This is a genomic window from Flavobacterium anhuiense, assembly GCF_900101855.1.
Taxonomy (GTDB): domain Bacteria; phylum Bacteroidota; class Bacteroidia; order Flavobacteriales; family Flavobacteriaceae; genus Flavobacterium; species Flavobacterium anhuiense.
Window position 1 is genome coordinate 777,525 of the sequence record NZ_FMVC01000001.1, and the last position, 26,499, is coordinate 804,023.

27 protein-coding genes are annotated in these 26,499 nt (G+C 34.3%); 10 read left to right on the forward strand and 17 right to left on the reverse strand.

Annotation, left to right across the window (positions count from 1 at the left end):
* Complete coding sequence (locus tag BLP44_RS03310; RefSeq protein WP_091129286.1) at positions 1–666, reverse strand: SCO family protein; 666 nt, start codon at positions 664–666, stop codon at positions 1–3.
* A 229-nt stretch (positions 667–895) separates the two neighbouring features.
* Between BLP44_RS03310 and BLP44_RS03315 the strand changes: the two genes are divergently transcribed.
* Positions 896–2,950: a M13 family metallopeptidase gene (locus BLP44_RS03315; protein ID WP_091129291.1), complete on the forward strand. Its 2,055-nt coding sequence runs from the start codon at positions 896–898 to the stop codon at positions 2,948–2,950.
* A 282-nt stretch (positions 2,951–3,232) separates the two neighbouring features.
* On the opposite strand, the gene BLP44_RS03320 is transcribed toward BLP44_RS03315, so the two are convergent.
* Both BLP44_RS03320 and hemB read right to left on the reverse strand, forming a co-directional pair.
* Positions 3,233–3,631: a c-type cytochrome gene (locus tag BLP44_RS03320; protein ID WP_091129294.1), complete on the reverse strand. Its 399-nt coding sequence runs from the start codon at positions 3,629–3,631 to the stop codon at positions 3,233–3,235.
* Position 3,632: 1 nt separating this feature from the next.
* A complete protein-coding gene (hemB, locus tag BLP44_RS03325; protein WP_066033227.1) occupies positions 3,633–4,628 on the reverse strand; it encodes a porphobilinogen synthase in 996 nt (331 codons plus the stop codon).
* Between the two features lie 263 nt (positions 4,629–4,891).
* Here hemB and BLP44_RS03330 point away from each other — a divergent pair, with 263 nt between their 5' ends.
* Both BLP44_RS03330 and BLP44_RS03335 read left to right on the forward strand, forming a co-directional pair.
* Positions 4,892–5,524, forward strand: coding sequence for a hypothetical protein (locus BLP44_RS03330; protein ID WP_091129297.1), 633 nt, complete (start codon positions 4,892–4,894; stop codon positions 5,522–5,524).
* Positions 5,525–5,529: 5 nt separating this feature from the next.
* Positions 5,530–7,404 carry a hypothetical protein gene (locus BLP44_RS03335; protein WP_091129300.1) on the forward strand — a complete coding sequence of 625 codons (1,875 nt, stop codon included), beginning with the start codon at positions 5,530–5,532 and terminating at the stop codon, positions 7,402–7,404.
* 145 nt (positions 7,405–7,549) lie between these two features.
* Here the strand turns inward: BLP44_RS03335 and BLP44_RS03340 are convergent, their stop codons facing one another.
* The 11 genes from BLP44_RS03340 to BLP44_RS03390 form a co-directional block, all read right to left on the reverse strand.
* A complete protein-coding gene (locus BLP44_RS03340) occupies positions 7,550–8,437 on the reverse strand; it encodes a fructose bisphosphate aldolase (RefSeq protein ID WP_091129790.1) in 888 nt (295 codons plus the stop codon).
* Between the two features lie 97 nt (positions 8,438–8,534).
* The gene (locus tag BLP44_RS03345) at positions 8,535–9,464 is read right to left on the reverse strand and encodes a DUF4421 family protein (protein ID WP_091129303.1); all 930 of its coding nucleotides are present in this window, start codon (positions 9,462–9,464) and stop codon (positions 8,535–8,537) included.
* 143 nt (positions 9,465–9,607) lie between these two features.
* Positions 9,608–10,513 carry an oxygen-dependent coproporphyrinogen oxidase gene (gene hemF / locus BLP44_RS03350; protein ID WP_091129307.1) on the reverse strand — a complete coding sequence of 302 codons (906 nt, stop codon included), beginning with the start codon at positions 10,511–10,513 and terminating at the stop codon, positions 9,608–9,610.
* Positions 10,510–11,055 carry a GNAT family N-acetyltransferase gene (locus BLP44_RS03355; protein ID WP_066033232.1) on the reverse strand — a complete coding sequence of 182 codons (546 nt, stop codon included), beginning with the start codon at positions 11,053–11,055 and terminating at the stop codon, positions 10,510–10,512. The genes hemF and BLP44_RS03355 overlap by 4 nt, the downstream gene beginning before the upstream one ends.
* Positions 11,056–11,057: 2 nt before the next feature.
* Positions 11,058–11,435 carry a hypothetical protein gene (locus BLP44_RS03360; RefSeq protein ID WP_066033233.1) on the reverse strand — a complete coding sequence of 126 codons (378 nt, stop codon included), beginning with the start codon at positions 11,433–11,435 and terminating at the stop codon, positions 11,058–11,060.
* Positions 11,436–11,516: 81 nt separating this feature from the next.
* Positions 11,517–12,542, reverse strand: a complete 1,026-nt coding sequence (gene hemE, locus BLP44_RS03365; RefSeq protein ID WP_091129308.1) for a uroporphyrinogen decarboxylase — start codon at positions 12,540–12,542, stop codon at positions 11,517–11,519.
* Positions 12,543–12,591: 49 nt separating this feature from the next.
* Positions 12,592–13,257, reverse strand: a complete 666-nt coding sequence (locus BLP44_RS03370; protein ID WP_091129312.1) for a uroporphyrinogen-III synthase — start codon at positions 13,255–13,257, stop codon at positions 12,592–12,594.
* On the reverse strand, positions 13,257–14,180 hold the full coding sequence (hemC, locus tag BLP44_RS03375; RefSeq protein ID WP_091129316.1) for a hydroxymethylbilane synthase: 924 nt from the start codon (positions 14,178–14,180) through the stop codon (positions 13,257–13,259). Before hemC ends, BLP44_RS03370 begins: the two co-directional genes overlap by 1 nt.
* Before the next feature lie 121 nt (positions 14,181–14,301).
* Complete coding sequence (gene hemA / locus BLP44_RS03380; RefSeq protein WP_091129320.1) at positions 14,302–15,552, reverse strand: glutamyl-tRNA reductase; 1,251 nt, start codon at positions 15,550–15,552, stop codon at positions 14,302–14,304.
* A gap of 357 nt (positions 15,553–15,909) precedes the next feature.
* Positions 15,910–16,497 (reverse strand): globin family protein, encoded by a 588-nt coding sequence (locus tag BLP44_RS03385; protein ID WP_066033237.1) that lies wholly within the window; start codon positions 16,495–16,497, stop codon positions 15,910–15,912.
* Between the two features lie 16 nt (positions 16,498–16,513).
* Positions 16,514–16,948: a hypothetical protein gene (locus tag BLP44_RS03390; protein ID WP_091129323.1), complete on the reverse strand. Its 435-nt coding sequence runs from the start codon at positions 16,946–16,948 to the stop codon at positions 16,514–16,516.
* 358 nt (positions 16,949–17,306) lie between these two features.
* On the opposite strand from BLP44_RS03390, the gene BLP44_RS03395 reads away from it, so the two are divergent.
* The 7 genes from BLP44_RS03395 (at position 17,307) to BLP44_RS03425 (ending at position 23,418) form a co-directional block, all read left to right on the forward strand.
* Positions 17,307–18,173, forward strand: coding sequence for an AraC family transcriptional regulator (locus BLP44_RS03395; RefSeq protein ID WP_008465659.1), 867 nt, complete (start codon positions 17,307–17,309; stop codon positions 18,171–18,173).
* Between the two features lie 183 nt (positions 18,174–18,356).
* Entirely contained in the window at positions 18,357–19,370 is a 1,014-nt protein-coding gene (hemH, locus tag BLP44_RS03400; RefSeq protein ID WP_091129326.1) for a ferrochelatase, read from the forward strand.
* Positions 19,371–19,377: 7 nt separating this feature from the next.
* A complete protein-coding gene (locus BLP44_RS03405) occupies positions 19,378–19,944 on the forward strand; it encodes a hypothetical protein (RefSeq protein WP_066033240.1) in 567 nt (188 codons plus the stop codon).
* Positions 19,945–20,493: a CopD family protein gene (locus tag BLP44_RS03410; protein ID WP_008465657.1), complete on the forward strand. Its 549-nt coding sequence runs from the start codon at positions 19,945–19,947 to the stop codon at positions 20,491–20,493.
* 124 nt (positions 20,494–20,617) lie between these two features.
* Positions 20,618–22,033, forward strand: a complete 1,416-nt coding sequence (locus tag BLP44_RS03415; RefSeq protein ID WP_091129329.1) for a sensor histidine kinase — start codon at positions 20,618–20,620, stop codon at positions 22,031–22,033.
* An 11-nt stretch (positions 22,034–22,044) separates the two neighbouring features.
* On the forward strand, positions 22,045–22,827 hold the full coding sequence (locus BLP44_RS03420) for an enoyl-CoA hydratase/isomerase family protein (RefSeq protein WP_091129332.1): 783 nt from the start codon (positions 22,045–22,047) through the stop codon (positions 22,825–22,827).
* A 192-nt stretch (positions 22,828–23,019) separates the two neighbouring features.
* The gene (locus tag BLP44_RS03425; RefSeq protein WP_091129336.1) at positions 23,020–23,418 is read left to right on the forward strand and encodes a hypothetical protein; all 399 of its coding nucleotides are present in this window, start codon (positions 23,020–23,022) and stop codon (positions 23,416–23,418) included.
* Between the two features lie 95 nt (positions 23,419–23,513).
* On the opposite strand, the gene BLP44_RS03430 is transcribed toward BLP44_RS03425, so the two are convergent.
* From BLP44_RS03430 to BLP44_RS03440, 3 genes are all read right to left on the reverse strand, one after another.
* The gene (locus BLP44_RS03430) at positions 23,514–23,843 is read right to left on the reverse strand and encodes a hypothetical protein (RefSeq protein ID WP_091129339.1); all 330 of its coding nucleotides are present in this window, start codon (positions 23,841–23,843) and stop codon (positions 23,514–23,516) included.
* A gap of 29 nt (positions 23,844–23,872) precedes the next feature.
* Positions 23,873–24,526 (reverse strand): metal-dependent transcriptional regulator, encoded by a 654-nt coding sequence (locus BLP44_RS03435; protein ID WP_091129343.1) that lies wholly within the window; start codon positions 24,524–24,526, stop codon positions 23,873–23,875.
* An 89-nt stretch (positions 24,527–24,615) separates the two neighbouring features.
* Positions 24,616–26,484, reverse strand: coding sequence for an Nramp family divalent metal transporter (locus tag BLP44_RS03440; protein WP_066033244.1), 1,869 nt, complete (start codon positions 26,482–26,484; stop codon positions 24,616–24,618).
* Between the last annotated feature and the right edge of the window lie 15 nt (positions 26,485–26,499).

Consider the following 26,499-nt stretch of genomic DNA (forward strand, 5'->3'; position numbering starts at 1 on the left):
TTACTCTTGAGAGAGGAATTCGATATCTTCTAAAAGACGTTTTATGTCTTCTTTATTGGTTCCGTCATAAAAACCTCTAACGCGGCGCTTTTGATCGACCAAAACAAAATTCTCCGTATGCACCATATCATAAAGCTGATCTGGTCTTCCCATTTTTACAGCCAAATACGATTTTCTGGCCATCTTGTAGATTTCTTTTTTATCGCCTGTAACCAGATTCCATTTGCTGTCTACAACACCATATTTAATAGCGTAAGCTTTTAAAACAGAAACGCTATCTACTTCAGGAAAAACGGTATGCGATAGCAGCATCACTTTTGGATTGTTTAAAACTGCTTTTTGAACATCAACTAAATTGGTTGACATTTTCGGGCAGATTGATCCGCAGGTTGTAAAGAAGAAATCGGCAACGTAAATTTTTCCTTCATAATTTTTCTGGGTAATAGTATCGCCATTCTGATTGATGAAAGAAAAATCGGCAATTGTGTGGTATTTGCTTTTATACTGAATCGTACTGTCAACCAATTCAGGATTTATATCAGCTGGATTATAAATCGGAAGTGTCTTTTTTGGTTTTAATGCAGAATAAAACAAAGATATCGTAACCACCGAAAATACTATTAAAACAATAAAGAATTTGCGGTATTTGTATAAAAGCGATTTCATAAAAATAATTTGGCGCAAAAATACAAAAAGCAGATTCTAAAAACTTTACTGAATTATTTTTTTAACAGGCTTTTGTAACTTTTGACATCAAATTGCAGACTAATAAAATTTGTATAATAGTTCTGATTTGTGAAATTTATTTTTATAAATGGATTTCCTGTTTGAATTTTAACACAATTTTAGAAATAATAACAATATGTTTGTATTTTCCATTAAACTATAAACTTTTATGAAAAAACAATTAGCCAAACCTGTGTTTGGTGTTATATCTGCAATGTTTGCCATAACTGCAGCTCAAGCACAAGCGCCAAAAGAACCAGGTATTAATGTATCATATATGGATACGAAAATCAGCCCAAGTCAAGATTTTTTTAAATACGTAAATGGAGCTTGGCTCGAAAAAACAGAAATTCCAAGCGATCGCGCTACTTGGGGAAGTTTTAATGAACTGATTAAAAGAACAGACAAGGATGTGATGGAGGTTTTAAAAGAAGCTTCAAAAAACCCGAAGTATAAGTCTAATACAGATCAGGGCAAAGCAGTTAATTTATTTAACACCTATTTAGATTCTATCGGAAGAAATAAGAAGGGAATCGAACCTTTAAAACCATATCTGAAAAAAATTGATGCCATTAAAAACATTGCTGACGTTCAGAAATATTTGGTTGAAATGGAAAAAGAAGGAAATGCGGGCTTTTTCGGAATTTACATTGGTGCTGATGATAAAGACAGTTCTAAAAACTCTGTAAATTTAGGACCAAGCCAATTAGGACTTCCAGATAAAGATTATTATACTTCTGAGGATAAAGATTCGAAAGAAAAGCGTGCAAAATATGAATTGCATGTTGCCAGAATGCTTCAGTTTATTGGAGAATCTCCAGAAAAAGCAAAACAAAGTGCTGCTGAGGTTCTAGCTCTTGAAACAGAATTGTCAAAACCAAGGTTAAACAGAGTTGAAAGAAGAGACAGCCGTTTGCAATACAACCCAATGACAATTGCTGAACTTCAAAAATTAACTCCAGCTATCAAATGGAACGAATATTTTGCAGGTTTAGGAATTACTAAACTAGAAACTGTAATTGTTTCTGAGCCTAAATACATGACAGCTTTAGAAACTGTTTTCAAAGAAAATAAAGTGGCACAATGGAAAGAATACCTAAAATGGGACTTGATCAACGGCGCTGCAGGCAAGCTTACAACAGAAATTGACAATGCCAATTTCGATTTTTACAGCAAAACATTAAGAGGCGCAATAAAACAGCTTCCGGCTGAGGAAAGAGCGCTTAATGTGGTTAACGGAAATGTTGGTGAAGCTCTTGGAAAACTTTATGTAGAAAAAGTTTTTCCAGCTGAAGCTAAAACCAAAGCGATTGATATGATTCATAATGTTATTACAGCTTACCAAAATCGTATTAATAATTTGAGCTGGATGTCTAAAGACACTAAAGCAAAAGCTATTGAAAAGCTGAACAAAATCACGATTAAAGTGGGATATCCTGATAAATGGAAAGATTATTCGGCTTTAGAAATTAAAAGCATTGCAGAAGGAGGAAGCTATTTTGAAAATACTAAAAACTTAGCGCAATGGAGATTTAAGAAAAGCATAGATAAATTGTCTAAACCGGTTGATAAAACAGAATGGCATATGTCTCCGCAAACAGTAAATGCGTATTATAATCCATCTTATAACGAAATTGTATTCCCAGCAGCTATCTTACAGCCCCCGTTTTACAATTACCAAGCCGACGAAGCAGTTAACTATGGTGGAATTGGCGCTGTAATCGGACACGAGATTTCTCACGGATTTGATGATTCTGGAGCGCGTTACAATGCCGAAGGAAATTTAGTAGATTGGTGGACAGAAGATGATTTAAAACAATTTACAGCTTTAGGAAATGATTTAGCAAATCAATACAGTGCTCTTGAGCCATTGCCAGGAGTTCATGTTGATGGTCATTTTACGTTAGGTGAAAATATTGGAGATTTAGGCGGAATCAACGCGGCATTTGACGGTCTGCAATTGTATTTAAAACAACATGGAAATCCAGGTTTAATTGACGGATTTACACCAGAACAGCGTTTCTTTATTTCTTGGGCTACCGTTTGGAGAACTAAATCAAGAGACGAAGCGATCAAAAACCAAGTTAAAACAGATCCGCACTCTCCTGGAATGTACAGAGCGTATGTGCCGATTCAGAATGTTGATGCTTTTTACAAAGCGTTTGATATTAAGAAAGGTGATAAAATGTACGTTGAACCAGAAAAACGAGTTAAAATCTGGTAATCGAATGATATTATATCAAAAAAAGCTGTCTCAAAAGGACAGCTTTTTTTATTTTAAGGGATTTTTATAAAAGTTACGGTAAATATCCCAGCGGGGTAAAATATTTATAGAATTTCAATAAGAAAAAAACGAAAAAAGCTCCAGCGGAGCGACATGTATTAGATTAAAAAAAACATGTCGCTCCGCTGGAGCTTTATATCATAAATATTTTTTTGCTATAAATATTTCGCTTCTCCGAAGCTTGCAACAAAATGAGTTTTCAAAAAGTGAATTTCTTTTGTTTTATTTCAATTGACTATAGATGTAAGTTTCAATTGCTTTTAATTCCTCGTCGGACATTTCTTTTGTTATGGCAAAATTGGTTTTCATAACCTCAAACTGACTCGGGTCAACAATTGGTTCTGCATTTCCTTTAAGGAAAGTAACAATATCGCCTTTTTGATCTTTATAAATTTTGGCAATTTCCTTAATGCTCGGTCCAACTACTTTTTGATCTGGCTGATGACAAGCAAAACAATTTCCAGCTCCTTCAAAAAGTTGTTTTCCTAGCTCTTCTGGACTTTTAGCTTTCGCCGATTCTCCTTCAGAAACAGATTCGGTTGTTGCGTTTGTTGGCTCAGAAGTTTCTTTTTTGCAAGAAGCAAATGCTAAAACGGCAGCTAAAAATAAAACCTTTTTCATCTTATTTCTTTAATAGTATTGCAGCTTCTTTTGCGAAGTAAGTCGAAATAAGATTAGCGCCTGAACGTTTGATACACATTAATTGTTCCATCATAATTTTATCGTGATCAAGCCATCCTCTTTCAGATGCAGCTTTAATCATAGCATATTCTCCAGAAACCTGATAAACGGTTACGGGAACATGAACTGTATTTTTTATTTCGCGAACAATATCCAAATAAGCAATTCCTGGTTTTACCATAACCATATCTGCACCTTCTTCTACGTCTGATAAAGCTTCTTTAATGGCTTCGATGCGGTTGGCATAATCCATTTGGTATGTTTTTTTGTCTTTTGGAACCACAACATCAGCTTCTTTTGGAGCAGAATCTAAAGCATCTCTAAACGGACCGTAAAAAGCCGAAGCATATTTTGCTGAATAACTCATGATTCCAACATTCTGAAATCCTGCAGCATCTAAACCTTCGCGAAGGCGTAAAACGCGTCCGTCCATCATGTCGCTTGGCGCAACAAAATCGGCACCAGCTTGTGCGTGTGAAACAGCCATTTTTACTAAAGCATCGACTGTGCTGTCGTTTTCTACATCACCATTTGTTATAATTCCGTCATGACCGTAGATAGAATATGGGTCTAAAGCCACATCTGGCATAACGATCATTTCTGGACAAGCCGCTTTTATGGCACGAATAGCCTGCTGCATTAATCCGTCAGGATTCCAAGCTTCTTTACCAGTATTATCTTTTAGATTCTCGCTAACTTTTACATAAATGTTAACGGCGCGAATCCCTAAATCATAAAGTTCTTTTACTTCTTCAACTGTTAAATCTATAGATCTTCTGAAAATTCCCGGCATTGAAGGAATTTCGACTTTTACATTTTCTCCTTCAGCAATAAACATTGGAAACATAAAATCCGATGGACTTAAACTGGTTTCGCGTACTAAAGAACGAATCGATTCATTTACTCTTAATCTTCTGCCTCTTTGTAATGGGAACATATAAATTTAGATTTTTAGATTTTAGATTTCAGATTTTAACCTGAATTTGAAAACAGATTGATAAATCCTTATTCTAAAATTGAAGTTGTTTTTTATTTTTTTGAAGTTTACCTCACTTTTGATAAGTGGCGCAAAGTTAAAGAAAAAGGAACAGAATAAGGAGTTTAGCTTGCTTTAGAATCCGTTAATATTATCTAAAAATTTTGATTTTATTGTTTGAACTAAAGCATGGTTATTCAGAATATTCCATCTAAATTTGTAAAATGAAGAAAATTCTCGCTTTATTTTGCTGTTTGCTCTTAACAAGCTGTTTTGAGATTACAGAAAGAATCAAACATCACGATGATCAAAGTGGTGAATATACGCTGATGATCGACTTTTCAAAATCTTGGTTCAAAACCAAATCTGCCATTTGGCTAGAAGAAGTTGATGGCGTAAAAATTCCAAACGAACAAGAAATTACACAGAAACTTGAAGATTTTAAGTCGAAAGCTGTAAAAATTGACGGAATTTCGAATGTAACTACCAAAACGGATTTTCAGAATTACGTCTTCATTATCAAACTCAATTATGCGAATCTGAAAGCATTAAATGCTGTTGTAAATACGATAAACAATCAGCGCGACCAGATTCACTTTAGCGGAAGCGGCAAAACTTTCGAAAGAATTGCATCATATCCAGTTCCCGAAAAAGTGGTTAACGACCCGAAGAAAAAGAAAGATCTAGAAGAAGCAAGCATTATTTCTATTTACACTTTTGATAAAGATATTGTGGCTGTAGATAATGCAAACAGCAAAATTTCAAAAAATAAAAAAACGGTTTTTTTAAAACAAAGTATGTACAGCGTATTTAAGAAATCGACCTTAATGAACAATACTATCCAATTAACGCCTTAATTTTTATGAAGCAATTTTATACTCTAATTTTTCTATTTGTCGCGTATTTTACTTTTGGACAAGCCAGTCCAGACAAATACGACTATTTTGTACAGTTTAACGGAAATCAGCTTTCTAAAAAAGTCAGTATAAACGAAGTACTGAATCATCCGATATTGACGAAATACATTAGCAAAAAACCTGATTTTGATCTTCGCCAATATACTTCGATCATTCAATTAGATCAAAAAATTACCATTCATGGGAATTTTTTAGATAGCGTTCCGTTTTATCAGGTTACGATTCCGATAAAAAACAAAGAAGCAGTAACACAATATCTGATTGAAAAGCAAGGTGCAAATGGAAAAAATAGTACAATTGAAGAATTTGGAAAATATGCTGTTTTTACACCAAGTGGCGTTAAAAGATCATTTGTATGGAATGACAATTATTTGGTCGTGTTCGAATTAACAAAAAGACTTCCTACTAAGTTTTATGATTCTCCTGGAGGACCTCCAATTTTAAACGATCCGATTGTGGCAACAGAAACTTATGAAGAAACTGCAGTAGAGGCACCGCAAGTGTATGACGTTCCACAAGCGCCAAATCCGCCAAAAATAGCAGAACCTTCTGTAATGCGTGATGAACCTATGGTAGCTGATGTTCCAGCTGGATCAGCAGAAACAGCTGAACAAGATTATTTATACGATGGAAATCCGTATGAAGAATATACCGCAGAGCAGGCAGAATTTGATAAAAAACTAGCAGAACAGCAAAGAGAAATTATAAAAGGTTTATTTGAAAATGGTTTTACTGCGCCAAGTTTTTCGAAAATTAATGCTTCGGCAGATATTTCGTCTTGGGTAAATTATGGCGGATTCATGTCGAGTTTTTATTCGTTGTATAATTATCCTTTGGCACTATTTGGAGGTTATGATAAATACTTGCCAATGCAGAAGAACTTTGGAAATTTTATAAAAGGCATCAATTTGGATTTTTATTTTGATAATGATAATACCCGAATTGAAGAAGTAGTTGAATATGCTGCGGAGATTGCCAGTGTTGTAAGTAAAATAAGCGATAGAAAAATCAACAAAAATATCTTTAATTATTTCCCTTCGGAAAAACCTTTAGGTTACGTTTCGTATCACGCCAATACAAAAGCGGCACTTGAAAATTTCCCATCGTTAATGACTGAATTATTTCAAAATCCAAAATTTGCTAAAGAAGATATTACACTCATCACAGATCTGATTTCGACAATCGTTGATGAAGAAGCCACAGCAAAGCTTTTTGATGGCGATTTGAGCGCTTTTTTATACGATACGAAAGAAGTTGAGGTTATGACCAAAAAGTATGATTATGATGAAAATTATGAAGAAAAAATAACCGAAGAAAAAGTCAAAAAAGATATTCCGCTGTTTTCTGTGATTTTTACGTCAACTCATCCGACTTTCGGGGATAAATTATTGCAATTGGGCGTTCGCAAAAAAGTGCTAGTTCCAAATGGAAATTCTTACATAATTGCAGGCACACAAGAGTATGGTGATATTTTTATAGTGAAAGAGAAAGACGTAGTAATTGTTGCCAATACAAGAGATTATTTTGGTACAGGAAAAGGTTCTTTTGCTAAAGAGGCAAAGAAAGATTTGAGTAAAAACTATATTTCTGGAAAGCTGGATATTGCACAAACTGTGAAAACATTTGGTAAGAAAGCAAAAGATTCAGAATTGGATCGAATGACTAAAATTTCATCCCAATTTTCGGATGTATCGATAGAATCACCTAAAAAGTTAATTGACAATAAACTGAAATTCGTTTTTAAACTAAACTCTTTTAAGTCTGATAAAAACATCATTTTGCAGACTTTAGATTTAGCCGAAGAAATGACTTCGAAATAATTGAAAAGAAAAATCCCTGAACAAGAACGTCTCAGGGATTTTTTTATTTAAAAATAATTCATTCCGTAGGAATGTTTCGTCGGTAGAAAAAATTGACGGTACCATTTATTTACGTTTCGTAGGAACGTTTGGTTATTTCAGTTTGCTAAGTAATTGAAGCCTGATAAATGCCTTTGATAGTTTCTTGTAATTCAGCATTAAAATCTTCATCAGATTGACCAGCGGTAAGTCCCTCAGACAATGCTCTTGAAAAACTAGCAATCAGTCCATGGTTTTGAGAAAGTTTTTGATTTGCTTCTTCGCGAGAATAACCGCCAGAAAGGGCTACGACACGAACCACATGCGGATCTGAAATAAGTTCACGGTAAAAATCGTTGACAGTCGGAATCGAAAGTTTCAGCATTACTTTTATATCTTTATCCAATAGATTCAGCTGTTTTTGAATTTCTTCTTTCAGAATCTGCTCCGATTTTTCTTTATCAGGACTGTAAATGTCAACTTCAGGTTCTATAATTGGAATTAATCCTTTATTGAAAATTTGTTTTCCTAGTTCGAATTGCTGGGCAACAACATCACGTATTCCTTGAGAATTGGCTTCTTTAATTACAGAACGCATTTTAGTTCCAAAAATGTTTCGTTCTACAGCACGATCTAGCAATTCGTCTAAACCAGAAATGGGTTTCATTAATTGTACGCCATTTGCAAGATCTGCAAGCCCTTTATCTACTTTCAGAAAAGGAATAATATGTTTTTTCTCCCATAAATAATCAGCTGTCCATTGTCCGTCGATTTTACGGTCCATTGTATTTTCAAACAAAATAGCACCGAGAATATATTGGCTGTCAAAAGCTGGACTTTTAATAATTCTAGTTCTCATTTCATGTACAAGAGTGTACATTTCTTCGTCATTTGAATATTGATTTTCTTGTACACCATATTGTGCCAATGCTTTTGGTGTGCTTCCGCCGCTTTGGTCTAAGGCGGCGATAAATCCTTTGCCAGAATGCATGAGATTTAATTGTTCCTGGTTCACATTTGCCATAATAATGAATTTTAGTTTTTTATAAATCCATGTAATTTAAGCAATTTTTGGAACTTATTGATTATGAGATTAGAGAATTCTCAAAGGCCTATCTTTCATTAACCTTATCGTAAACTTCTTTTATTTTTTTTGGAGGATCAAATCGGTAACCAACAGAGAGCTTTACAGTAGCGATATTATCATTTAACCTTGGATCGACTTTATCGTCTTGCGCAAAACTAATTGTGTTGAGACTCGCAAAACCAAAGAAACGATCATTATTATAGGCCAGTTTTAAATTGAAATCGGCTTGGTACAAAGCTGAGGTATCGCCATCAATATCATTTATTCCAGCACCCAAAGCAAGTCCAGCTCCAATTAGAACCCGATTGCTGATTACAAAATTGTAAAAATAGGAAGGAGCCAATGTAAATACATAGATATCGCTATGAGATGAGTCTGGAGTATTTAAATCAAGATTGGTATAATAGAAAGAAAAAGACGGGATGAAACTGCCAGAACTTTTCGTCTGCCATTCGTTTTGGCTTACTAACGTTTTAAAAGAGAATTTATCATTGAAAACATAAGAGGTCGATCCGCCAATTTTTGTAGTGCGCATATTAGGCAACTGAGCCGTAATGTTATCATCGCTAATGTAAAATCCTTTTTGGTTGATAAAAGTAAACGACTGCATCCATTTTTTTAAGTAAAAACGGGTATTGAAATTAAAGTGCTTAGAATGGGAATCGCCTTTATTCTGACTTAGGAATTTGGGTGCAAAACCAAAACCAATGTCTATAATTTTATAGTTTAGGTTGAAGCCAATCTGTTCTCTACGATTCGGAATTAGATTAACGTATATTTTTGGATCTGTATTGTCTGAAGCAATCTGAAAACTATTGGAAGTGTCTAAATAATAAACGCTGGCAGTAATTTTATCATGGTATGATTTGAAATAGGGATTTCGCAATGAGTCATTTTGGGCGAAACATTCAAAAATGCTGATAAAGAATGTGGCGTAAATTAGTGCTAAACGCATAGAAACATAGTTTTAGATAATTTGAAAAGACGTTTAATTTAAATAATCCACACATCTAGCTATGTGAAAAAATACAATTTTCTAAAATCACCTCTAAGATAGGTCTTTAAATCTATGTTTCTATGTGTTAATTAAATTTTAGGTTACGAAATCCACTCGCGCGGATTTGCCAACACATTGATCAATTTCTCTTCTTCGCTTCCTGTTTCTGGATGATGATCGTAAACCCATTGTACATGCGGAGGCAAACTCATTAAAATACTCTCGATTCTTCCATTGGTTTTTAATCCGAATAAAGTGCCTTTATCATGAACCAAATTGAATTCAACATAACGGCCACGACGAATTTCTTGCCAGGTTCTTTGTTCAGGAGTATAAGAAAGTTTTTTTCTTCTTTCTACAATTGGCACATAAGCTTCAAGGAAACTATTTCCCACTTCGGTTACGAAATCGTACCAGTTTTCCATTGACATTTGCTCATTTGCTTTGCAATAATCAAAAAACAAACCGCCAAGTCCACGTGCTTCATTTCTATGCGCATTCCAGAAATAGGCATCGCATTGTTTTTTATATTTCGGATAAAATTCTGGATTGTGTTTATCGCAAGCCGTTTTACAAGTTTGGTGAAAGTGTTTTGCATCTTCTTCAAACAAATAGTAGGGTGTTAAATCCTGTCCGCCACCAAACCATTGTTCGATTATTTTTCCAGATTCGTCATACATTTCAAAATAACGCCAGTTTGCGTGAACCGTTGGTGTCATTGGGTTTTTTGGATGTAAAACCAAACTTAATCCGCACGCAAAAAAATCGGCTTCGCCAACGTTGAACATTTTTTGCATTGTTTCCGGAAGTTTTCCATGAACTGCCGAAATGTTTACACCGCCTTTTTCGAAAACCGCACCGTTTTCAATAACACGTGTTCTTCCGCCACCACCTTCTGGACGTTTCCATAGATCTTCACGGAATTTTGTCGTTCCGTCAACAGCTTCTAATCCAGCGCAGATTTGGTCTTGTAAATTTTGTATGTAGGCGTAAAATTTATCTTTCATGATTTAATATATTCTGATTTAAGTAGTCCGAAGTAAACGGAGTTTTGCAAAGTGCCGTCGCCGTTTCTAAATTCATCCCTTAAAATTCCTTCTTGTTTAAAATTGTGTTTTAATGCAATTCTCTGACTTGCAAGATTAATTTCTGATGTACAGATGAAAACTTTATTCATTTTTAATTCATTGAAACAGAAGTCGAGTGCATCAGAAACCATTTTGGATGTAATTCCTTTTCCTTGGTAATCTTCGTCAATAAAATAACCTAATTCGCATTTTGAAATGTGGTAATCAATTGTTTTTACACATAAATAACCAATTAGATTAGTTGTTTTTATATCGCGAGCGAAGAAATAATATCCTTCACCATTTCTTTCTTTGTCTTTATTAACTGATATAAAATTTTGTGTTTTTTCTAGCGAATCAGAATTAGCCAGGGTTACAGGGAAAGTTTTTGCAATGTGATTTTTATTCTTATCAATCAGTTTATAAAATTCTTCAGGAAGAATATCTTCAATTCGGTCTGTTTTCCAATCTGTAAAACTCATTGCTATTTGTTTTTTAAAGAAGCGATTTTAGCATTAATTCCAAACGAAAAAACTTTGCTTTCTGCCTGAATATATTGATAAATAGCTAAAGCTTTGTCAGTGAAATTATAATTTTCTTTTTTAGAGAATTCTATTAAAATATCCCCGAATTGCTCTAAATGTTCCCAATCAAAATGAAGACGTATTAATAATGTAATCAGATCTTCATTTGTTTGACTGGATAAAGTTTCGAGGTTTAGCCCAATTTCTTTTAACTGATCTTCAATGTTAGCTTTTTCCAAATTGTTTAAAGGATAAGGAACATAAACAAGAGTTCGTAACGTTTTAAGAACGTTATCAATTCTGATTTTCTCTTCATCTCTTAAACCTTTGTTGAGCATGGTTTTAAGTTGTTGGTTGTTGGTTTTTGGTTGATAGTTTGGAACGTTCCATCAACCATCAACCAAAAACCATCAACTAAATTAATTTCCGTATTCCTTAACCGCGTCAATAAACGCTTTTGCGTGATCTACAGGGATATTTGGTAAAATTCCGTGACCTAAATTTACAATGTATTTATCTTTTCCGAACTCGTCGATCATTTCATGAACCATTTTTTTGATAGTCGGAATTGGAGAAAGTAATCTTGATGGATCGAAGTTTCCTTGCAAAGTAATGTTTCCGCCAGACAAATAACGAGCATTTCTTGCCGTACAAGTCCAGTCAACTCCTAATGCAGAAGCTTTACTTTTACCCATTTCGGCAAGAGCGAACCAACAACCTTTTCCGAAAACGATTACCGGAGTAATATCTGCTAAAGCATCAACAATCTGGTTGATATATTTCCATGAAAATTCCTGATAATCAACAGGAGAAAGCATTCCTCCCCAAGAATCAAAAATCTGAACGGCATTTACACCCGATTTTACTTTTTCTTTTAAGTATAAAATAGTTGTATCGGTAATTTTTTGTAATAAAGTATGCGCAGCAACTGGGTTTGAAAAACAGAATCCTTTTGCAGCATCAAAACTTTTAGAACCTTTTCCTTCAACAGCATAGCAGAAAATAGTCCAAGGCGAACCTGCGAAACCAATTAATGGCACTTCGTCGTTCAGCATTTCTTTAGTCAATTTTACAGCGTCAAAAACATATCCTAAAGTTTCATTTACATCTGGAACAAAAACCTGATTTACTTGTTCCATTGTACGAATTGGATTTGGAATAATCGGACCCAAATTATCTTTCAATTCAACATGAATTCCCATTGCGCGTGGCACTACCAAAATATCCGAAAATAAAATAGCAGCATCTGGAGCAATTCGACGAATTGGCTGCACTGTAATTTCAGCAGCTAATTCAGGAGTTTCGCAACGTGTAAAAAAGTCATATTTATCACGAAGTTCTCTAAATTCTGGCAGATATCTTCCTGCTTGACGCATCATCCATACTGGTGGGCGTTGAACTGTTTCTCCTTTTAATGCTCTTAAAAATAGGTCGTTTTTTAACATGTTTTTTATTTTAGGTGCAAAGTCGCAAAGTGACAAAGTTGCAAAGTTTTTATTTGTATTCGTGAATTACATCTTCGATCACGTCCTCGATTGTTGGCTGATCTGCGATGATAATATTTTTAGTGATTTTTGATAAAGCTTCTGCAGTCGTATCACCGATGCAGAAACAGATTTGCTTATTTATTGTATTGTGTTTCAGATAACTTTTAACTCCAGACGGACTAAAAAACAAAATCGCTTCAGGATTTGCTTTTATTTTCTGAGGTTGAAGCGTTGTTTCGTAAACCTGAATTTCATTGAATTTAATTCCGTTTTCTTTTAAAGCTTCTGGCAAAGTGTCTCTTCTTAAATTGCCACTGAAAAAGGTATAACTCTCATTTCCGTAAATCAAAGTGATAATTTCTGCTAAATCGGAAGCATAACCTGTGTAGGCAATAACATTAAAGCCGTTTTCTTCTAAAAGACTTTTGGTTTTTAGTCCAACGCAGTAAACATTTTTCTTTTTTAATTCTTCAGATTTTGGATTTGATAAAACGCTGTGAACGGCGTTTTGGCTTGTAAAAATAAGGCTCTCGTTGAGGTCTTTTAATTCGAAAGGTTTGTTTTCGGTTTTGATGAAATCGGCTTCGACTAACTCGACGCCATATTTCATGAGCTCTTGTTTATAAAGAGGAGATAATATTTTAGTAGATAGTATCTGAATTGTATTTGCCATTATTTCTTTAGAGATTCTTTGATTTGTTGCATTAATTCCGTTCCTCCATTATTCAAAATCTCCTGAGCTGAATTGAAACCTAGTTTTTTCCATTCTGAAATATCTACCGTTTTGTCGATTTCAATTTTCTGTTTTCCATCAATAGAAAGTAAAACACCTTGAAAATGTAGTGTATCTTCATCTTCATTATATTTTACTAACGCCCCAATTGGCGCAGTACACCCGCCTTCAAGTGTTCTTAAAAACTGACGTTCGATATGAGTACAGATTTCAGTTTCTATGTCATTTAATTGCGATAGCGCATCCAATGTATAATTGTCATTTTCCATTGCCACAACTAGCATTGCGCCTTGAGCTGGCGCCGGAATCATCCAATCTAGATTGATGTAATTTTCAGGTTTTAAGTTGATGCGCTCCAAACCTGCAGCGGCAAAGACAGCTCCATCCCAATTATTATCTTGTAGTTTTTGCATGCGCGTATTCACGTTCCCGCGTAAATCAACTACTGTATGATTTGGATACTTATTGAACCATTGTGCCTGACGACGTAAACTTCCAGTCGCAATAGTACTTGGATTTGCAAAATCAGGATTTCCTTTATGAACTAAAATATCTAAGACATTGGCTCTTGGCAAAACTGCTCCCTGAACAATTCCTTTAGGCAAAGCCGTCGGGACATCTTTCATAGAATGCACTGCAATGTCAATATCGCCATTGATCATGGCAATGTCTAAGGTTTTAGTGAAAATTCCAGTGATTCCTAATTCGTAAAGTGGCTTATCAAGAATAATATCTCCCTGAGATTTTACCGCAACAATTGAGGTTTTATAACCTAAATCGTTTAGTTTTTTTTCTACAGTGTGCGCTTGCCAAAGTGCTAATTCGCTGTCACGCGTTCCTATTCTGATTGTTTTTTCTGCCATGTTTTGTTTTTTGAACCATATAAGTTATATAAGACAATTTAAGCAGTTTGAACTTAAAGACAACAATTAAGAGTTGCAATTAAATGAGCTTATATTAGCTTATAAGGTTTAAAATTTTGTTTTAAGATGCTTTTATTTTGAAGACTTTTTCGATCCATTCGATGCTTTCATCGACCATGGTGTCGTCGTCTTTTAAATGATTTGCAAAATGAGTAGTGATTTTCTGAATGATTCTATTACTGATGATTTCGGCTTGCGCCTCATTAAAATCTGCGATTTTTTTGCTTTGAAAATCCAATTCAGAAACTTTAATCGCATTTAATTTTTCTTTTAATGCATTAATTGTTGGAGCAAATTTTCTTCCTTTCATCCAAGTAACAAATTCTTCTTTGATTTCTTCGATGATCGCTTCAGCCGCCGGAATGTGTAATTTTCTGTTTTCTAGAGTTTCATCTGTCAATTGAGACAAATAATCCATATGGATCAAAGTAACGCCTTCTAATTCTTCTACGTTTTCATTCACGTTTTTTGGAATAGACAAATCCAAAATCAATAAAGGTTTTTTAAGATTCAGAATGGCTTTGTCAACCGTTGGATTTTGAGCGCCTGTTGCAACAACGACAACATCGGCTTTTTGAAGTTCTAAATGTAACTCAGAGTAATCTTTAACAATCAAATTTAATTTTCCTGCTAATTTCTCTGCTTTATCTTTCGTTCTGTTAATTAAAGTGATGTGCTCATTTTTAGTATGTTTTACTAAATTCTCGCAAGTATTTCTTCCAATTTTTCCAGTTCCGAAAAGTAAAATGTTTTTATTGCTGATATCTTCAACATTCTTTAAAATATATTGTACAGAAGCAAAAGATACGGAAGTAGCGCCAGAGCTAATTTCTGTTTCGGTTTTAATTCTTTTACTCGCCTGAATAACTGCATTAACCAGCCTTTCCATAAAAGCATTAGCCAATCCCATTGATTTTGAATGCGTAAAACTGGTTTTTATTTGTGATATAATTTCAAAATCGCCTAAAATCTGGCTGTCTAAACCAGTTCCAACACGAAAGATATGATTAATCGCTTCTTGATTTTTATAAACGAAACCTACTTTTTGAAAAGCATCAACAGAACCATTGCTGTTGTCGCAGATAAGTTTTATTAATTGAAATGGATGTTCAGCAAAACCGTAGATTTCGGTTCTGTTGCAAGTTGAAGTAACTATTAAACTTTCTATTCCTTCGTTTTTAGCTTGTTCCAGCAATCGCGTCTTTGCAACGGAATCCAAACTAAATTGACCTCTAACCTCAGCATCAGCTTTTTTATAACTCAGACCAACTGAGTAAAAATAAAGGTGTTTCGGTACGTTATTGTTTTCCATAAATTCACTTTCATAAAAGTGCAACAAAATTATTACTATACCATCGATAAAAATAACGCTAAAAGTACTTTTTATGTCGCTGTATGTTTTTTTGATTCTAAACTTGTCTTTTTATTTAGAAATCAGCACTTTTATAGCAAAATCAAGTCGTTTGAAATGTTTTGTTTAGAGTCATTCTAAATAAATGTAGGCAAATGGATAAAATTTGCTTGAAAAAAAATATCGCTAAGGGTTCAAAAACTGATGCACGAATTTTTTCAAATTCTTGACGATCTGAATGGCGTTATTTTCGTAGTAAAATAGGATTGAATAAAAAGCGCTATATTAAATTTAACATAGCGCTTTTTGGGAAGGAAATTATTTTTGAACAATTGGAGTTCTTAATGACTCCAAAACAGCTACGATGTCTGTATAAAGTTCTGTATTAGAAGCAACTCCGTTTGCATTTGCCGCAGCACCAACATAGCCTACAAACTTTGTATAATCTGCATTGCTAGATTTAGTTCCCATTCTAGGGTTTCTTGCAGGATCGTGTGCAGCCGACATGCTTAAACCTGAATAAGTATTTACAGTATTTTTTCCTCCTGTATTAAAAGAGAAGAAATCAGTAAGATTATCCGATAACTTAGCAATATTGGTAGCTTGTGTGCTTCCTGTTTCTGCCAGAAGAGGAGCAAAATGAGCCTGTAAATTACCTGAAGCATTAGACTGGATATCTGCTACAATTAATCCTATGGTAGAATTTACAACTTTACGAAAGCTTAAACGCCCCTTTTCGATCATCTGCCCTGAATTATCTGGATCAGAAACCATAACAGAACCTCCTAATCTCTCATAGATAGTTGGTTTTTCTGCGGGAGTTTTATCATCGTCGTTGCTGCAGGAAGTTAATGAGGCCAATGCAATAATTAATGCGCCAAGTGTAATTTTAGAAAAATTTCTCATAATAAATATTTAAAGGTTAATTAAAAAATTGATTAATTTTTTTTGACAATTTGTAGCTGTAGCTATTTTGATCTACGGGACAAATTTCCTTGTTTGCTAAGCCAGCAGGCAAAATGTAACGTTGGGCATCGTAATTTCCTTTGCTCATTAATTCGTCATATACTTTTTTTGAATTAGTAATTTTATTGTTGTGAAAGTATACCACTACATTTCTTTTTACGATAATCGAGTCAGAGGTTAATCCTTTTATGGATCTTAAATCTGCGCAAATCTTTTTCGCGTAGGCAGGATCTATGTTTTCTTTAAAATCAATTCTGCTTACCTGAAGATTTGGACTTTCGTAAACGGCTGGTTTTGCTGTAATAATGTGGAAGATTAAAATGGCAAAAAACAACACGCCTGTTATTGCAACTGCCCAAAGTCCCTTTTTTACTATTTTATTAATTTTCATAAAAGCTCTTATTTATTTGTTGATTTAGTTTTTTAAGAATCATTTACGGGAGGTTTTTATAATTGGTTTTATCAAACAGTAACAAATCTTCAATTTAGAACAGTTATAAATACTGTAAGAAATAATTTATGTTTAGTTTTAATAAGAAGTAAGTTGAAAATCAGTAAATTACCATTTTAAAAACCAAATTTCGATGTTGGGAGCCTGTGAAGAAAATTGAACACAAAATGAAGGAAAAGACTTTGAAAGAATAAAGAAATTATAAATTTGGAAGCAAGTAAACGATAAACCCATCAAAAAGATTTAATTTTGGAAACGCAAATTATCGTTTCAGTAAAATCATGAATAAGTAATCAAAATGGAGGAAGAAATAAAAATTGAAGATGACTTTACGCTAATTAGGTTTCAGAACGATAGTTCAGAGCCTTTTTATGCGCAACATGAAATAGGTACGGGACTCATTCAGTTTCACTTCGGAATAAAAGGAAATGCTAAATTCTTATTCAATCAAGGCAATTATGCTTTGGAACTAAAAGAAGAAAAATCACTTCTTTTGTACAATCCTCAGAAAGAATTACCGCTGAATTTAGAATTGGCTCCAAATTCTTGGGTGATTTCGGTAATTGTTTCCATCAAGAAATTTCATGCCTTATTTTCTGCCGAAGCCGATTATATTACGTTTTTAAGTCCAGATAATAAGGATAAAAAATATTATAACGAAGGAAATATCAGTCCGTCGATGGCGATAGTTTTGAGTCAGCTGTTTCATTACAATCTTCATCCGTCCATAAAAAACCTTTATTATAAAGGAAAAGGATACGAGTTGCTGAGTTTGTATTTCAACAGAACTGAAGATCCAAATGCAGAACAATGTCCGTTTTTGATTGATGAAGAAAACGTTCTGAAAATCCGAAAAGCCAAAGAAATCGTAATTGCTAATATGGCAGAGCCACCAGGGTTACAAGAATTGGCTGACGAAATTGGTCTGAATTTGAAAAAACTAAAAATGGGTTTCAAACAAATTTACGGCGATACGGTTTATGGTTTTCTTTTTGATTACAAAATGGATTTCGCTAGAAAACTTTTAGATAGCGGTTCTTATAACGTAAATGAAGTTGGATTGAAAATTGGTTACAGCACTGGAAGCCACTTTATTGCCGCATTTAAAAAGAAATTCGGAACAACACCAAAAAAATATTTGATGTCGATTAATGCGAATGTTTAAACACGAATTTCACGAATTAGCACAAATTAAAATCTGATATATCTCCCGAATCTGCGAGAGAAATTGATTTTAGATATTCTACAATAATTAAAAAGTAATAAATATCATATTTCGAATAAAGTACAGCGTTTACTTTTGCTGAAATTTTAAAAACAAATAAAAGCTTAAAAGCAAAAAAACATAATGAAAGGCGTATTATTAGTAAACTTAGGATCTCCAGACAGTCCAACTCCAAAAGATGTAAAACCGTACTTAGATGAATTTTTAATGGATAAATATGTGATTGATGTTCCGTATTTATTAAGAGCATTATTAGTTCGCGGGATTATTTTAAGAAAAAGGCCAGAAGAATCGGCGCATGCTTATTCAAAAATCTGGTGGGAAGAAGGATCTCCATTGGTGGTTCTTTCAGAAAGAATGCAGCAAAAAGTACAGCCTTTAGTAAATGTCCCGGTGTCGCTTGCAATGCGTTACGGAAGTATGACAATCGAAAAAGGACTTCAAGAATTGAGTGATAAAGGAGTGACAGATGTACTGCTTTTTCCATTATATCCGCAATATGCAATGGCTTCAACTTTGACTATTTTGGTTAAAGCAGAAGAAATTCGCAAGAAGAAATTCTCTCATATGAAATTCACTGATGTTCCGGCATTTTACAACAAACCAGACTACATCAAAAACTTAGCAGATTCTATTCAGAAACATTTAGTTGGATTTGAATACGATCATTTATTGTTTTCATATCACGGAATCCCAGAGCGCCACATTCGTAAAACCGATGTGACAAAATCTCATTGTAAAATTGACGGTTCATGCTGTAACACTCCATCGCCGGCACATGAATTCTGTTATCGTCACCAATGTTATGAAACTACAAGACAAGTCGTTAAGTTATTAGGTCTTCCAGAAGATAAATACAGTTTAACTTTCCAATCTCGTTTAGCTGGCGATAAATGGTTAGAACCTTACACAGATGTTGAAATCGATAACATGCCAGCAAAAGGAATCAAGAAATTAGCAGTTGTAACACCAGCTTTCGTTTCAGATTGTTTAGAAACTTTAGAGGAAATCGCCATGCGTGCCAAAGAAGATTTTGAAGCAAATGGAGGAGAAGAATTCTTAGCAATTCCATGTTTAAATGATGACGAGGAATGGTGCCAGACGGTTGCTAACTGGATTAATGATTGGGCTAAATAAATATTAAATGAATAAATTAAAAAGTATTTTCGTTATATTTTTTGTTTTGATAACGTTTGCAAGTTGTAAAAAAAGCAACTCTGTCGTAGATTTTTACGATAAAACATTCAATTGGCAGATTTCTGTTCCCAATGATTATGAAAAAGTAAATTTAAAGGAGAAAGCAAATATTAAAGGAGATACGGCCTTAGCGAAAAAGAAACATTCAATTGTGGTTTTTAAGAAAGATGAAGCCAATTATTTTTCTGTAAATTATAATGATTTTTTTGGAAATGATGTTCGATCACTTGATCTGAATATGAAATTAAAAGATTTTCTTCTTTTAAAGGATATTGGTAAAATTTATCCAAAAGGCAAAATGGGAGATTACTCAGTAAGTACTGAAAATATTTCAGGCTTACCATTTAGAAAAGCTAAAATAGAGATCACTGAGGAAGGAAAAAAAATAGTAACGCTAGTGATTTTTTCTCGAGGTTTTAATGATAAGATCTTTGTCAATTCGATTGTTTATGAAGATGAAGATGATGGTAAAGAAATGATTGATCTTTTTAAAAAATCTACATTTAAAAAATAAATGGAATACTACAATTACTTAAAATCACTGCATCTTATTTTTGTAATAACCTGGTTTGCGGGTTTGTTTTATATTGTGCGTTTGTTTGTGTACCAAATTGAAGCTAGTGAAAAACCATCTCCTGAAAAAGAGATTCTGCAGGCGCAATACAAAATTATGGCCTATCGTTTGTGGTACATTATTACATGGCCGTCGGCAGTTTTGGCGAGTATCTTTGCTTTTTGGATGCTGTTTTTTACAAATGCAGGACACGTTTGGCTTATACAATCTTGGATGCACGTAAAATTATGTTTCGTTTTCCTTTTATATTTATATCACGGAAAATGTCATCAGATTTTTAAACAATTACAAAGAGATGAGGTAAAATATTCCAATAATTTTATGCGTTTGTGGAATGAAGGCGCTACGATTATTCTATTTGCAGTTGTGTTTTTAGTAGTTTTAAAAAGTGCCATCAACTGGATTTTCGGCGTAATCGGAATTATTTTATTCTCGGTTTTAATTATGCTGGGGTTCAGGTTTTATAAAAGAATTAGAGAAAAGAAATAGTTTTCAGTCTCAGTGACAGTTTTCAGTTTTGCTGAGACTGAGACTGAGACTAAGACTGAATACTAAAAAAATGCTAAACTTCAAAATGTCAATGCTTTCGCTTCGTACCAGGATATTCCTGTCGATGATTGTATTGATTGTTGTAGCATCTTTTTTATTGGCTTCGATTTCGATTATTCAATTTAAGACTGAAGCCAAAGAATACCATCAGGAACGTTTAGAACGAAAAGAAAATGCGGTAAAAGAGCACATCAATTATGTGCTTGCAACTACTACTTATCCGCTCAAAACCCAGAATTTAGATTTAATCTTTAAAGATAAAATCCATGAACTGGCTCAGATTCACAAAATTGAAATCAATATTTATAGTCTTGACGGAAAATTACTAAAATCTTCGAAGGAATCTTTCGCTGTTGATAAAGCGCCACCACCAATTCCGGAATATATTTTGAAATTAGTTCGCTCTTCGATTGAAAAGCGATTTGTAGATATCAAAACGATTGACGGAGTTAAAAACAGGTCTTCGTACAGTTTAATTAAAGACGAAAAATTCAAACCGCTCGGAATTTTAAATCTTCCGTATTTGGAAGACGACGGTTATTATGATAACGAATTGAATACTTTCTTGATTCGTTTGAGTCAGGTGTATTCTTTTATGCTGATTGTGGCTTTTGCTTTGGCTTATTTTCTTTCAACGTATATCACAAAATCATTAAAAACGATTTCCGATCGTTTGGAAGAAACCAATCTAGATCAGAAAAACGAAAAAATTGTTCTGGAAGCCAACAGTAAAGAAGTTAATTTCTTGATCAAAGCTTATAACGGAATGGTGGATAAACTAGAGAAAAGTGCCATCAAACTGGCGCAAAGCGAACGTGAAGAAGCTTGGCGCGAAATGGCAAAACAAGTGGCACACGAAATCAAAAATCCGCTTACGCCGATGCGTTTGACCGTTCAGAGTTTCCAGCGAAAATTTGATCCTTCCGCGCCTGACGTAAAACAAAAAATGAATGATTACTCCGAAACTTTAATTCAGCAGATAGATACTATGACAGCTGTGGCTTCGGCATTTTCTAACTTTGCTTCGATGCCTGCTCAGCAAAATGAAACTTTGAATGTGGTTGAGGTTGTCGAATTGGCTTTAGATATTTTTAACGAAGATTATATTTCTTTTGAAAAAGAAGAAGAAGAAATCATTTCTAAAATGGATCGTACACAGTTGATTCGTGTCATTACCAATTTGGTTAAAAATGCAACACAGGCCTTTCCAGAAAGTCAGTTTCAGAAATCAATTGTCGTATCTGTAAAGAGAAGAGAGAACAATGTTGAAATCGCAGTAAAAGACAACGGAATTGGAATCCAGAAACAAGATATAGGAAGAATTTTCGAACCCAAATTCACAACCAAAACCAGTGGTATGGGACTGGGACTCGGAATTATCAAAAACATTATCGAAAATTACAAAGGAACAATTACCTTTGAATCAACTTACGGAAAAGGAACTACGTTTACAGTTTCTCTACCTATCACCAACTCATAAAATATAGCGTCATGAATTACGAAAATATCTTAATTTCAATCCAAGAAAAAGTTGCTACAATTACAATTAACAGACCTACAAAATTGAATGCCTTAAATAAAGCAACAATTAGTGATCTGAGTAATGCCATTCAAGCATTAGCTAAAAATGATGATGTTCGTGTTGTTGTTTTAACCGGAAGCGGAGAAAAAGCTTTTGTAGCTGGTGCAGATATTTCGGAATTCGCCAATTATACTGTCGTCGAAGGCGCACAATTAGCAGCTGAAGGTCAGGAATCTTTATTTGACTTTATTGAAAATCTAAAAAAACCGGTAATTGCTGCCGTGAATGGTTTTGCTCTTGGCGGCGGACTAGAATTGGCAATGGCTTGTCATTTTAGAATTGCTTCTGATAATGCAAAAATGGGACTTCCAGAAGTTACTTTAGGATTGATTCCAGGTTACGGAGGAACGCAACGTTTACCACAATTAATTGGAAAAGGCCGTGCAATGGAATTGATTATGACTGCCGCAATGATTACTGCTGAACAAGCAAAAGATTATGGTTTAGTAAATCACGTTGTGCCTCAAGAAGAGCTTTTGTCATTTACGAATGTAATTGCTCAGAAGATCATTAAAAATGCTCCATTTGCTATTGGAAAAGCGATAAAAGCGATCAATGCTAATTTTAAAGATGGCAAAAATGGTTTTGATACTGAAATAAAATCATTTGGAGAATGTTTCGGAACTCAAGATTTCAAAGAAGGAACAACAGCATTCTTAGAAAAACGTAAAGCTGAATTTACAGGAAAATAGTTTTTTCTTAACCGCAAAGTTCGCAAGGGATTACGCAAAGCACACAAAGAAAATAAAAAAACTTAGCTCCCGATAGCTATCGGGATTGCGTAAATCTTCGCGACCTTTGCGGTTAAAAGACAAAGATTGTAAAAACTTAGTCCCGATAGCTATCGGGATAGCATCTCAGAACCTTAGAAACTTAAAAAAAAAATGTACGAACCAATATTTGCCCTTTTTTGTGAACGAGTTAAGGAAAGCATCCGATCTGGAACTTTCGCTAAATTGACTTTAGCCAAAACCATGGGCGATACAGAACTTAAAAACGTCTATTTCAGATTGGTTCTCAACGAAGATAATACATTCTCAATTTCGTTGACTTTTCGATACAAAACAGAAGAAATCGAGAGTATTCATTCTTTAGATGAAGCTTTGTTAATTTTAGGTTCACACATCAAAAATCCTTTTCTCACAGCACTTTTGTTTACAACAAATGATGATGTTACTTTCAAAGTAAATAAAAAGAACGCAGGAAGTATTATCGAGCAAGCGCCGACTTTTAAAAATGCTTCGCCAGTTATGTTGGAAATGATTGAAAAGGGGATTGTTTAAATAATTTTTTTAGTTAATCTTTGAAGTAAAGAAAATCATTGATGCGTTTTTAGAAAAAAAAATGGTTTTTGGTTTCTAAGAATTTATTCTAAAATTTAACCCTCAATTTTTTGTTTGTTTTGTCGTTTTAAATTTTCAATTTGGCATTCAATATCAAATATTTCATTATTGATTTTTTGGAAATGCATATAACAACCTGCTGGGACTGCAAACAGAAAAATTAAAGCAAACAGTAAAACAGAATTGTGATAGCCCATTCTATCAGCTAGCATTCCCTTTCTTAGAGGAATATATGGGCCAACAAAAGGTGTAATAATTCCAACGACAATTAATCTCCAAATTTTCCACTTTTCTTTTGGGAGTTTTTTTAATTGTGCTTCAAGATTTTTTATTTCCTTTTCTGAATTGATTTCAAAATCATCCATATTTGTTCAGTTTTACTTTTTAGAATGACTTAAACCAACTTTACAAACAAATTAGAAGCAATTTTGTTTGAAATAGACAATTCTCTATCATTCACTTTAATTTTAACTGACAAATCGAAAGATTCTTTAGAAAGGAATTCAATTTTAGAACCCAAAGCAATTCCTTGTTTATCGAGATATTTCAAAAACTCCGATGAAGTGTCTTTTACACCAACACAAATCCCAATTTGATTTTCTTCTAGTTCAGATAAAAGCTGTTTTTCGATTTTAATAATTCGTCCGTTTGCATCGGGAATCGGGTCGCCATGAGGATCTTCCGTAGGATTTCCAAGAAAATCATCCAAACGATTAATCAGTTGTTCCGATTTAATATGTTCTAATTGTTCTGCAATATCGTGCACTTCATCCCAGCTGAAATTCAATTTTTCAACCAAGAATACTTCCCATAAACGATGTTTTCTCACAATCATTTTGGCAGCCAGTTTTCCATTTTCAGTCAAAGAAACTCCTTGATATTTTTTATAATTCACCAAATCTTTCTCTGCCAGTTTTTTAAGCATATCGGTTACAGAGGAAGCTTTCGTTTCCATAATTTCTGCAATTGCATTCGTGCTGACTTCTGTTTCTAATGCAGCAGTCAGATGATAGATTGATTTAAGGTAGTTTTCTTCTGAAAAAGTCATTTTTTTTCTTTTTGAGTAACAAAGAGACAAAGTTGCAAAGGGACAAAGCTAAAAACTTTGTTACTTTGTCACTCTGAAACTTTGCATCTTCATTTAACAATCAACAAAGGTATCGAAATTTTATGTCTCAATTTATCTACTGTTGTACCGAAAAGTATATCTTTTAGTCCAGTGTGGCCGTGGGTTCCCATAACGAGAATGTCGAATTGTCCATCGTTTATGATTTTCGGAATTATTTTGTCTGGTTTTCCAAAACCAAGTTCTGTTTTGATCTTGAATCCTTTTTCTGAAAGCATGTCTTTGTATTTCAGCAATAATTTCTCATCGATCGTAGTTTCGTAATCATGTATATGCACTCCATACATTAACGCACCGACCGTTTCTACGATGTGAATGAGGGTATATTCCGTGTCAATGCCACCCAATTCGAAGGCTTTATTCAGCGCCGCTTCGTCGGCACTTGAAAAATCTACAGAGACAGCAATGTTTTTTATGCTCTTGCTTTCTCTTGGCGAAAACTTCAGTTTTAGGTTATGAGGCGAATGATTTATAGCTTTTGATTTGAATTTGGCAATAAATGGTTTGAAAACGATGTATAACAATAAAGCTAAGAATCCGAAAGCTAGCGGCACAACCGTAAACCAAAGCACCATTGGATGATTTGAGCTGGCTAGCCAAGAAGTGATTTCGTCATAAACCAATTTGGCATTTAGAGAAACAATTATGGAGGCAATAATCCAAGAAACGACCTGAGTGGTTCTCGAAATATGAAAACCTTTCATTTTAGATTTGTCACTCACAAAGTGAATCAGCGGAATAATGGCAAATCCTAATTGTAAACTCAAAATAACCTGACTTAGAATTAGCAATTTCCCCGTTACGCTTTCGCCATAAATTAAAATTACGATTACAGCGGGAATAATGGCAATCAAACGGGTTATAATTCTACGAACCCAAGGCTGAATTCTGAAATGAAGGTAACCTTCCATTACAATCTGCCCGGCAAGTGTTCCTGTTACCGTTGAACTTTGGCCCGCAGCGATTAAGGCGACAGCAAATAAGATCGGTGCCCATTTCGTTCCTAAAAGCGGTTCTAGAAATTGGTGCGCATCTTGAATTTCAGCAACTTCAAACATCCCATTTTTATGGAAAGTAGCGGCGGCAAGAATTAAAATGGCGGCATTTACGAAGAAAGCTAGATTTAAAGCAATCGTCGAATCGATTAAATTGTATTTTAAAGCTTGTTTGATTCCAGCAGGCGTTCTATCAAATTTTCTGGTCTGTACTAAAGACGAATGCAAATACAAATTGTGAGGCATTACAGTTGCTCCGATAATTCCGATTGCGATATATAAAGCTGCAGAGTTTGGAATCGAAGGAATAAGCCCAGCTAAAACTTTGTGCACTTCAGGTTCTGCAAAAATCATTTCGAAAATAAAAGAGAACCCAATTATCGCCACTAAAGCAATAATGAAGGCTTCCATCTTACGAATTCCTTTATTGATCAGGAAAAGCAGTAAAAAGGTATCTAAAACGGTAATTAGAACAGCTTCGAGTAACGGAATTCCGAAAAGCAGATTAATTCCGATTGCCATTCCGAGAACTTCTGCCAAATCGCAGGCTGCAATGGCAATTTCGGCTAAGAAATATAAAATGTAGTTGATGTATTTGGAATAGGTTTCTCGAGAGGCCTGCGCAAGATCGCGCTGTGTTACGATTCCGAGGCGCGCGCTTAAACTTTGCAAAAGCAAAGCCATTAAGTTGCTCATCAATAAAACCCAGACTAAAGTGTATCCGAATTGACTTCCGCCGGCAATATCGGTTGCCCAGTTTCCTGGATCCATGTAGCCAACGCTTACCAAATAAGCTGGGCCTAGAAAGGCTAAAATTTTTCTAAAACCCTTTTTTTTATTTTGTGTAGAAACTGATTCGTGGACTTCTTCTAAAGATTTGGTCATTGTAAAAGTATTGTT

What these genes read in the sequence shown, in the direction of transcription:
- BLP44_RS03440 (WP_066033244.1), bottom strand. Translation starts at nt 26,484, where the DNA reads ATGACCAAATCTTTAGAAGAAGTCCACGAATCAGTTTCTACACAAAAT.
- hemE (WP_091129308.1), bottom strand. Translation starts at nt 12,542, where the DNA reads ATGTTAAAAAACGACCTATTTTTAAGAGCATTAAAAGGAGAAACAGTT.
- BLP44_RS03395 (WP_008465659.1), top strand. Translation starts at nt 17,307, where the DNA reads ATGGAGGAAGAAATAAAAATTGAAGATGACTTTACGCTAATTAGGTTT.
- BLP44_RS03335 (WP_091129300.1), top strand. Translation starts at nt 5,530, where the DNA reads ATGAAGCAATTTTATACTCTAATTTTTCTATTTGTCGCGTATTTTACT.
- BLP44_RS03420 (WP_091129332.1), top strand. Translation starts at nt 22,045, where the DNA reads ATGAATTACGAAAATATCTTAATTTCAATCCAAGAAAAAGTTGCTACA.
- BLP44_RS03435 (WP_091129343.1), bottom strand. Translation starts at nt 24,526, where the DNA reads ATGACTTTTTCAGAAGAAAACTACCTTAAATCAATCTATCATCTGACT.
- BLP44_RS03355 (WP_066033232.1), bottom strand. Translation starts at nt 11,055, where the DNA reads ATGAGTTTTACAGATTGGAAAACAGACCGAATTGAAGATATTCTTCCT.
- BLP44_RS03320 (WP_091129294.1), bottom strand. Translation starts at nt 3,631, where the DNA reads ATGAAAAAGGTTTTATTTTTAGCTGCCGTTTTAGCATTTGCTTCTTGC.
- hemA (WP_091129320.1), bottom strand. Translation starts at nt 15,552, where the DNA reads ATGGAAAACAATAACGTACCGAAACACCTTTATTTTTACTCAGTTGGT.
- BLP44_RS03310 (WP_091129286.1), bottom strand. Translation starts at nt 666, where the DNA reads ATGAAATCGCTTTTATACAAATACCGCAAATTCTTTATTGTTTTAATA.
- BLP44_RS03405 (WP_066033240.1), top strand. Translation starts at nt 19,378, where the DNA reads ATGAATAAATTAAAAAGTATTTTCGTTATATTTTTTGTTTTGATAACG.
- BLP44_RS03410 (WP_008465657.1), top strand. Translation starts at nt 19,945, where the DNA reads ATGGAATACTACAATTACTTAAAATCACTGCATCTTATTTTTGTAATA.
- BLP44_RS03360 (WP_066033233.1), bottom strand. Translation starts at nt 11,435, where the DNA reads ATGCTCAACAAAGGTTTAAGAGATGAAGAGAAAATCAGAATTGATAAC.
- hemC (WP_091129316.1), bottom strand. Translation starts at nt 14,180, where the DNA reads ATGGCAGAAAAAACAATCAGAATAGGAACGCGTGACAGCGAATTAGCA.
- BLP44_RS03345 (WP_091129303.1), bottom strand. Translation starts at nt 9,464, where the DNA reads ATGCGTTTAGCACTAATTTACGCCACATTCTTTATCAGCATTTTTGAA.
- BLP44_RS03415 (WP_091129329.1), top strand. Translation starts at nt 20,618, where the DNA reads ATGATTGTATTGATTGTTGTAGCATCTTTTTTATTGGCTTCGATTTCG.
- BLP44_RS03430 (WP_091129339.1), bottom strand. Translation starts at nt 23,843, where the DNA reads ATGGATGATTTTGAAATCAATTCAGAAAAGGAAATAAAAAATCTTGAA.
- BLP44_RS03385 (WP_066033237.1), bottom strand. Translation starts at nt 16,497, where the DNA reads ATGAGAAATTTTTCTAAAATTACACTTGGCGCATTAATTATTGCATTG.
- BLP44_RS03425 (WP_091129336.1), top strand. Translation starts at nt 23,020, where the DNA reads ATGTACGAACCAATATTTGCCCTTTTTTGTGAACGAGTTAAGGAAAGC.
- hemH (WP_091129326.1), top strand. Translation starts at nt 18,357, where the DNA reads ATGAAAGGCGTATTATTAGTAAACTTAGGATCTCCAGACAGTCCAACT.
- BLP44_RS03370 (WP_091129312.1), bottom strand. Translation starts at nt 13,257, where the DNA reads ATGGCAAATACAATTCAGATACTATCTACTAAAATATTATCTCCTCTT.
- BLP44_RS03315 (WP_091129291.1), top strand. Translation starts at nt 896, where the DNA reads ATGAAAAAACAATTAGCCAAACCTGTGTTTGGTGTTATATCTGCAATG.
- hemF (WP_091129307.1), bottom strand. Translation starts at nt 10,513, where the DNA reads ATGAAAGATAAATTTTACGCCTACATACAAAATTTACAAGACCAAATC.
- BLP44_RS03390 (WP_091129323.1), bottom strand. Translation starts at nt 16,948, where the DNA reads ATGAAAATTAATAAAATAGTAAAAAAGGGACTTTGGGCAGTTGCAATA.
- BLP44_RS03330 (WP_091129297.1), top strand. Translation starts at nt 4,892, where the DNA reads ATGAAGAAAATTCTCGCTTTATTTTGCTGTTTGCTCTTAACAAGCTGT.
- hemB (WP_066033227.1), bottom strand. Translation starts at nt 4,628, where the DNA reads ATGTTCCCATTACAAAGAGGCAGAAGATTAAGAGTAAATGAATCGATT.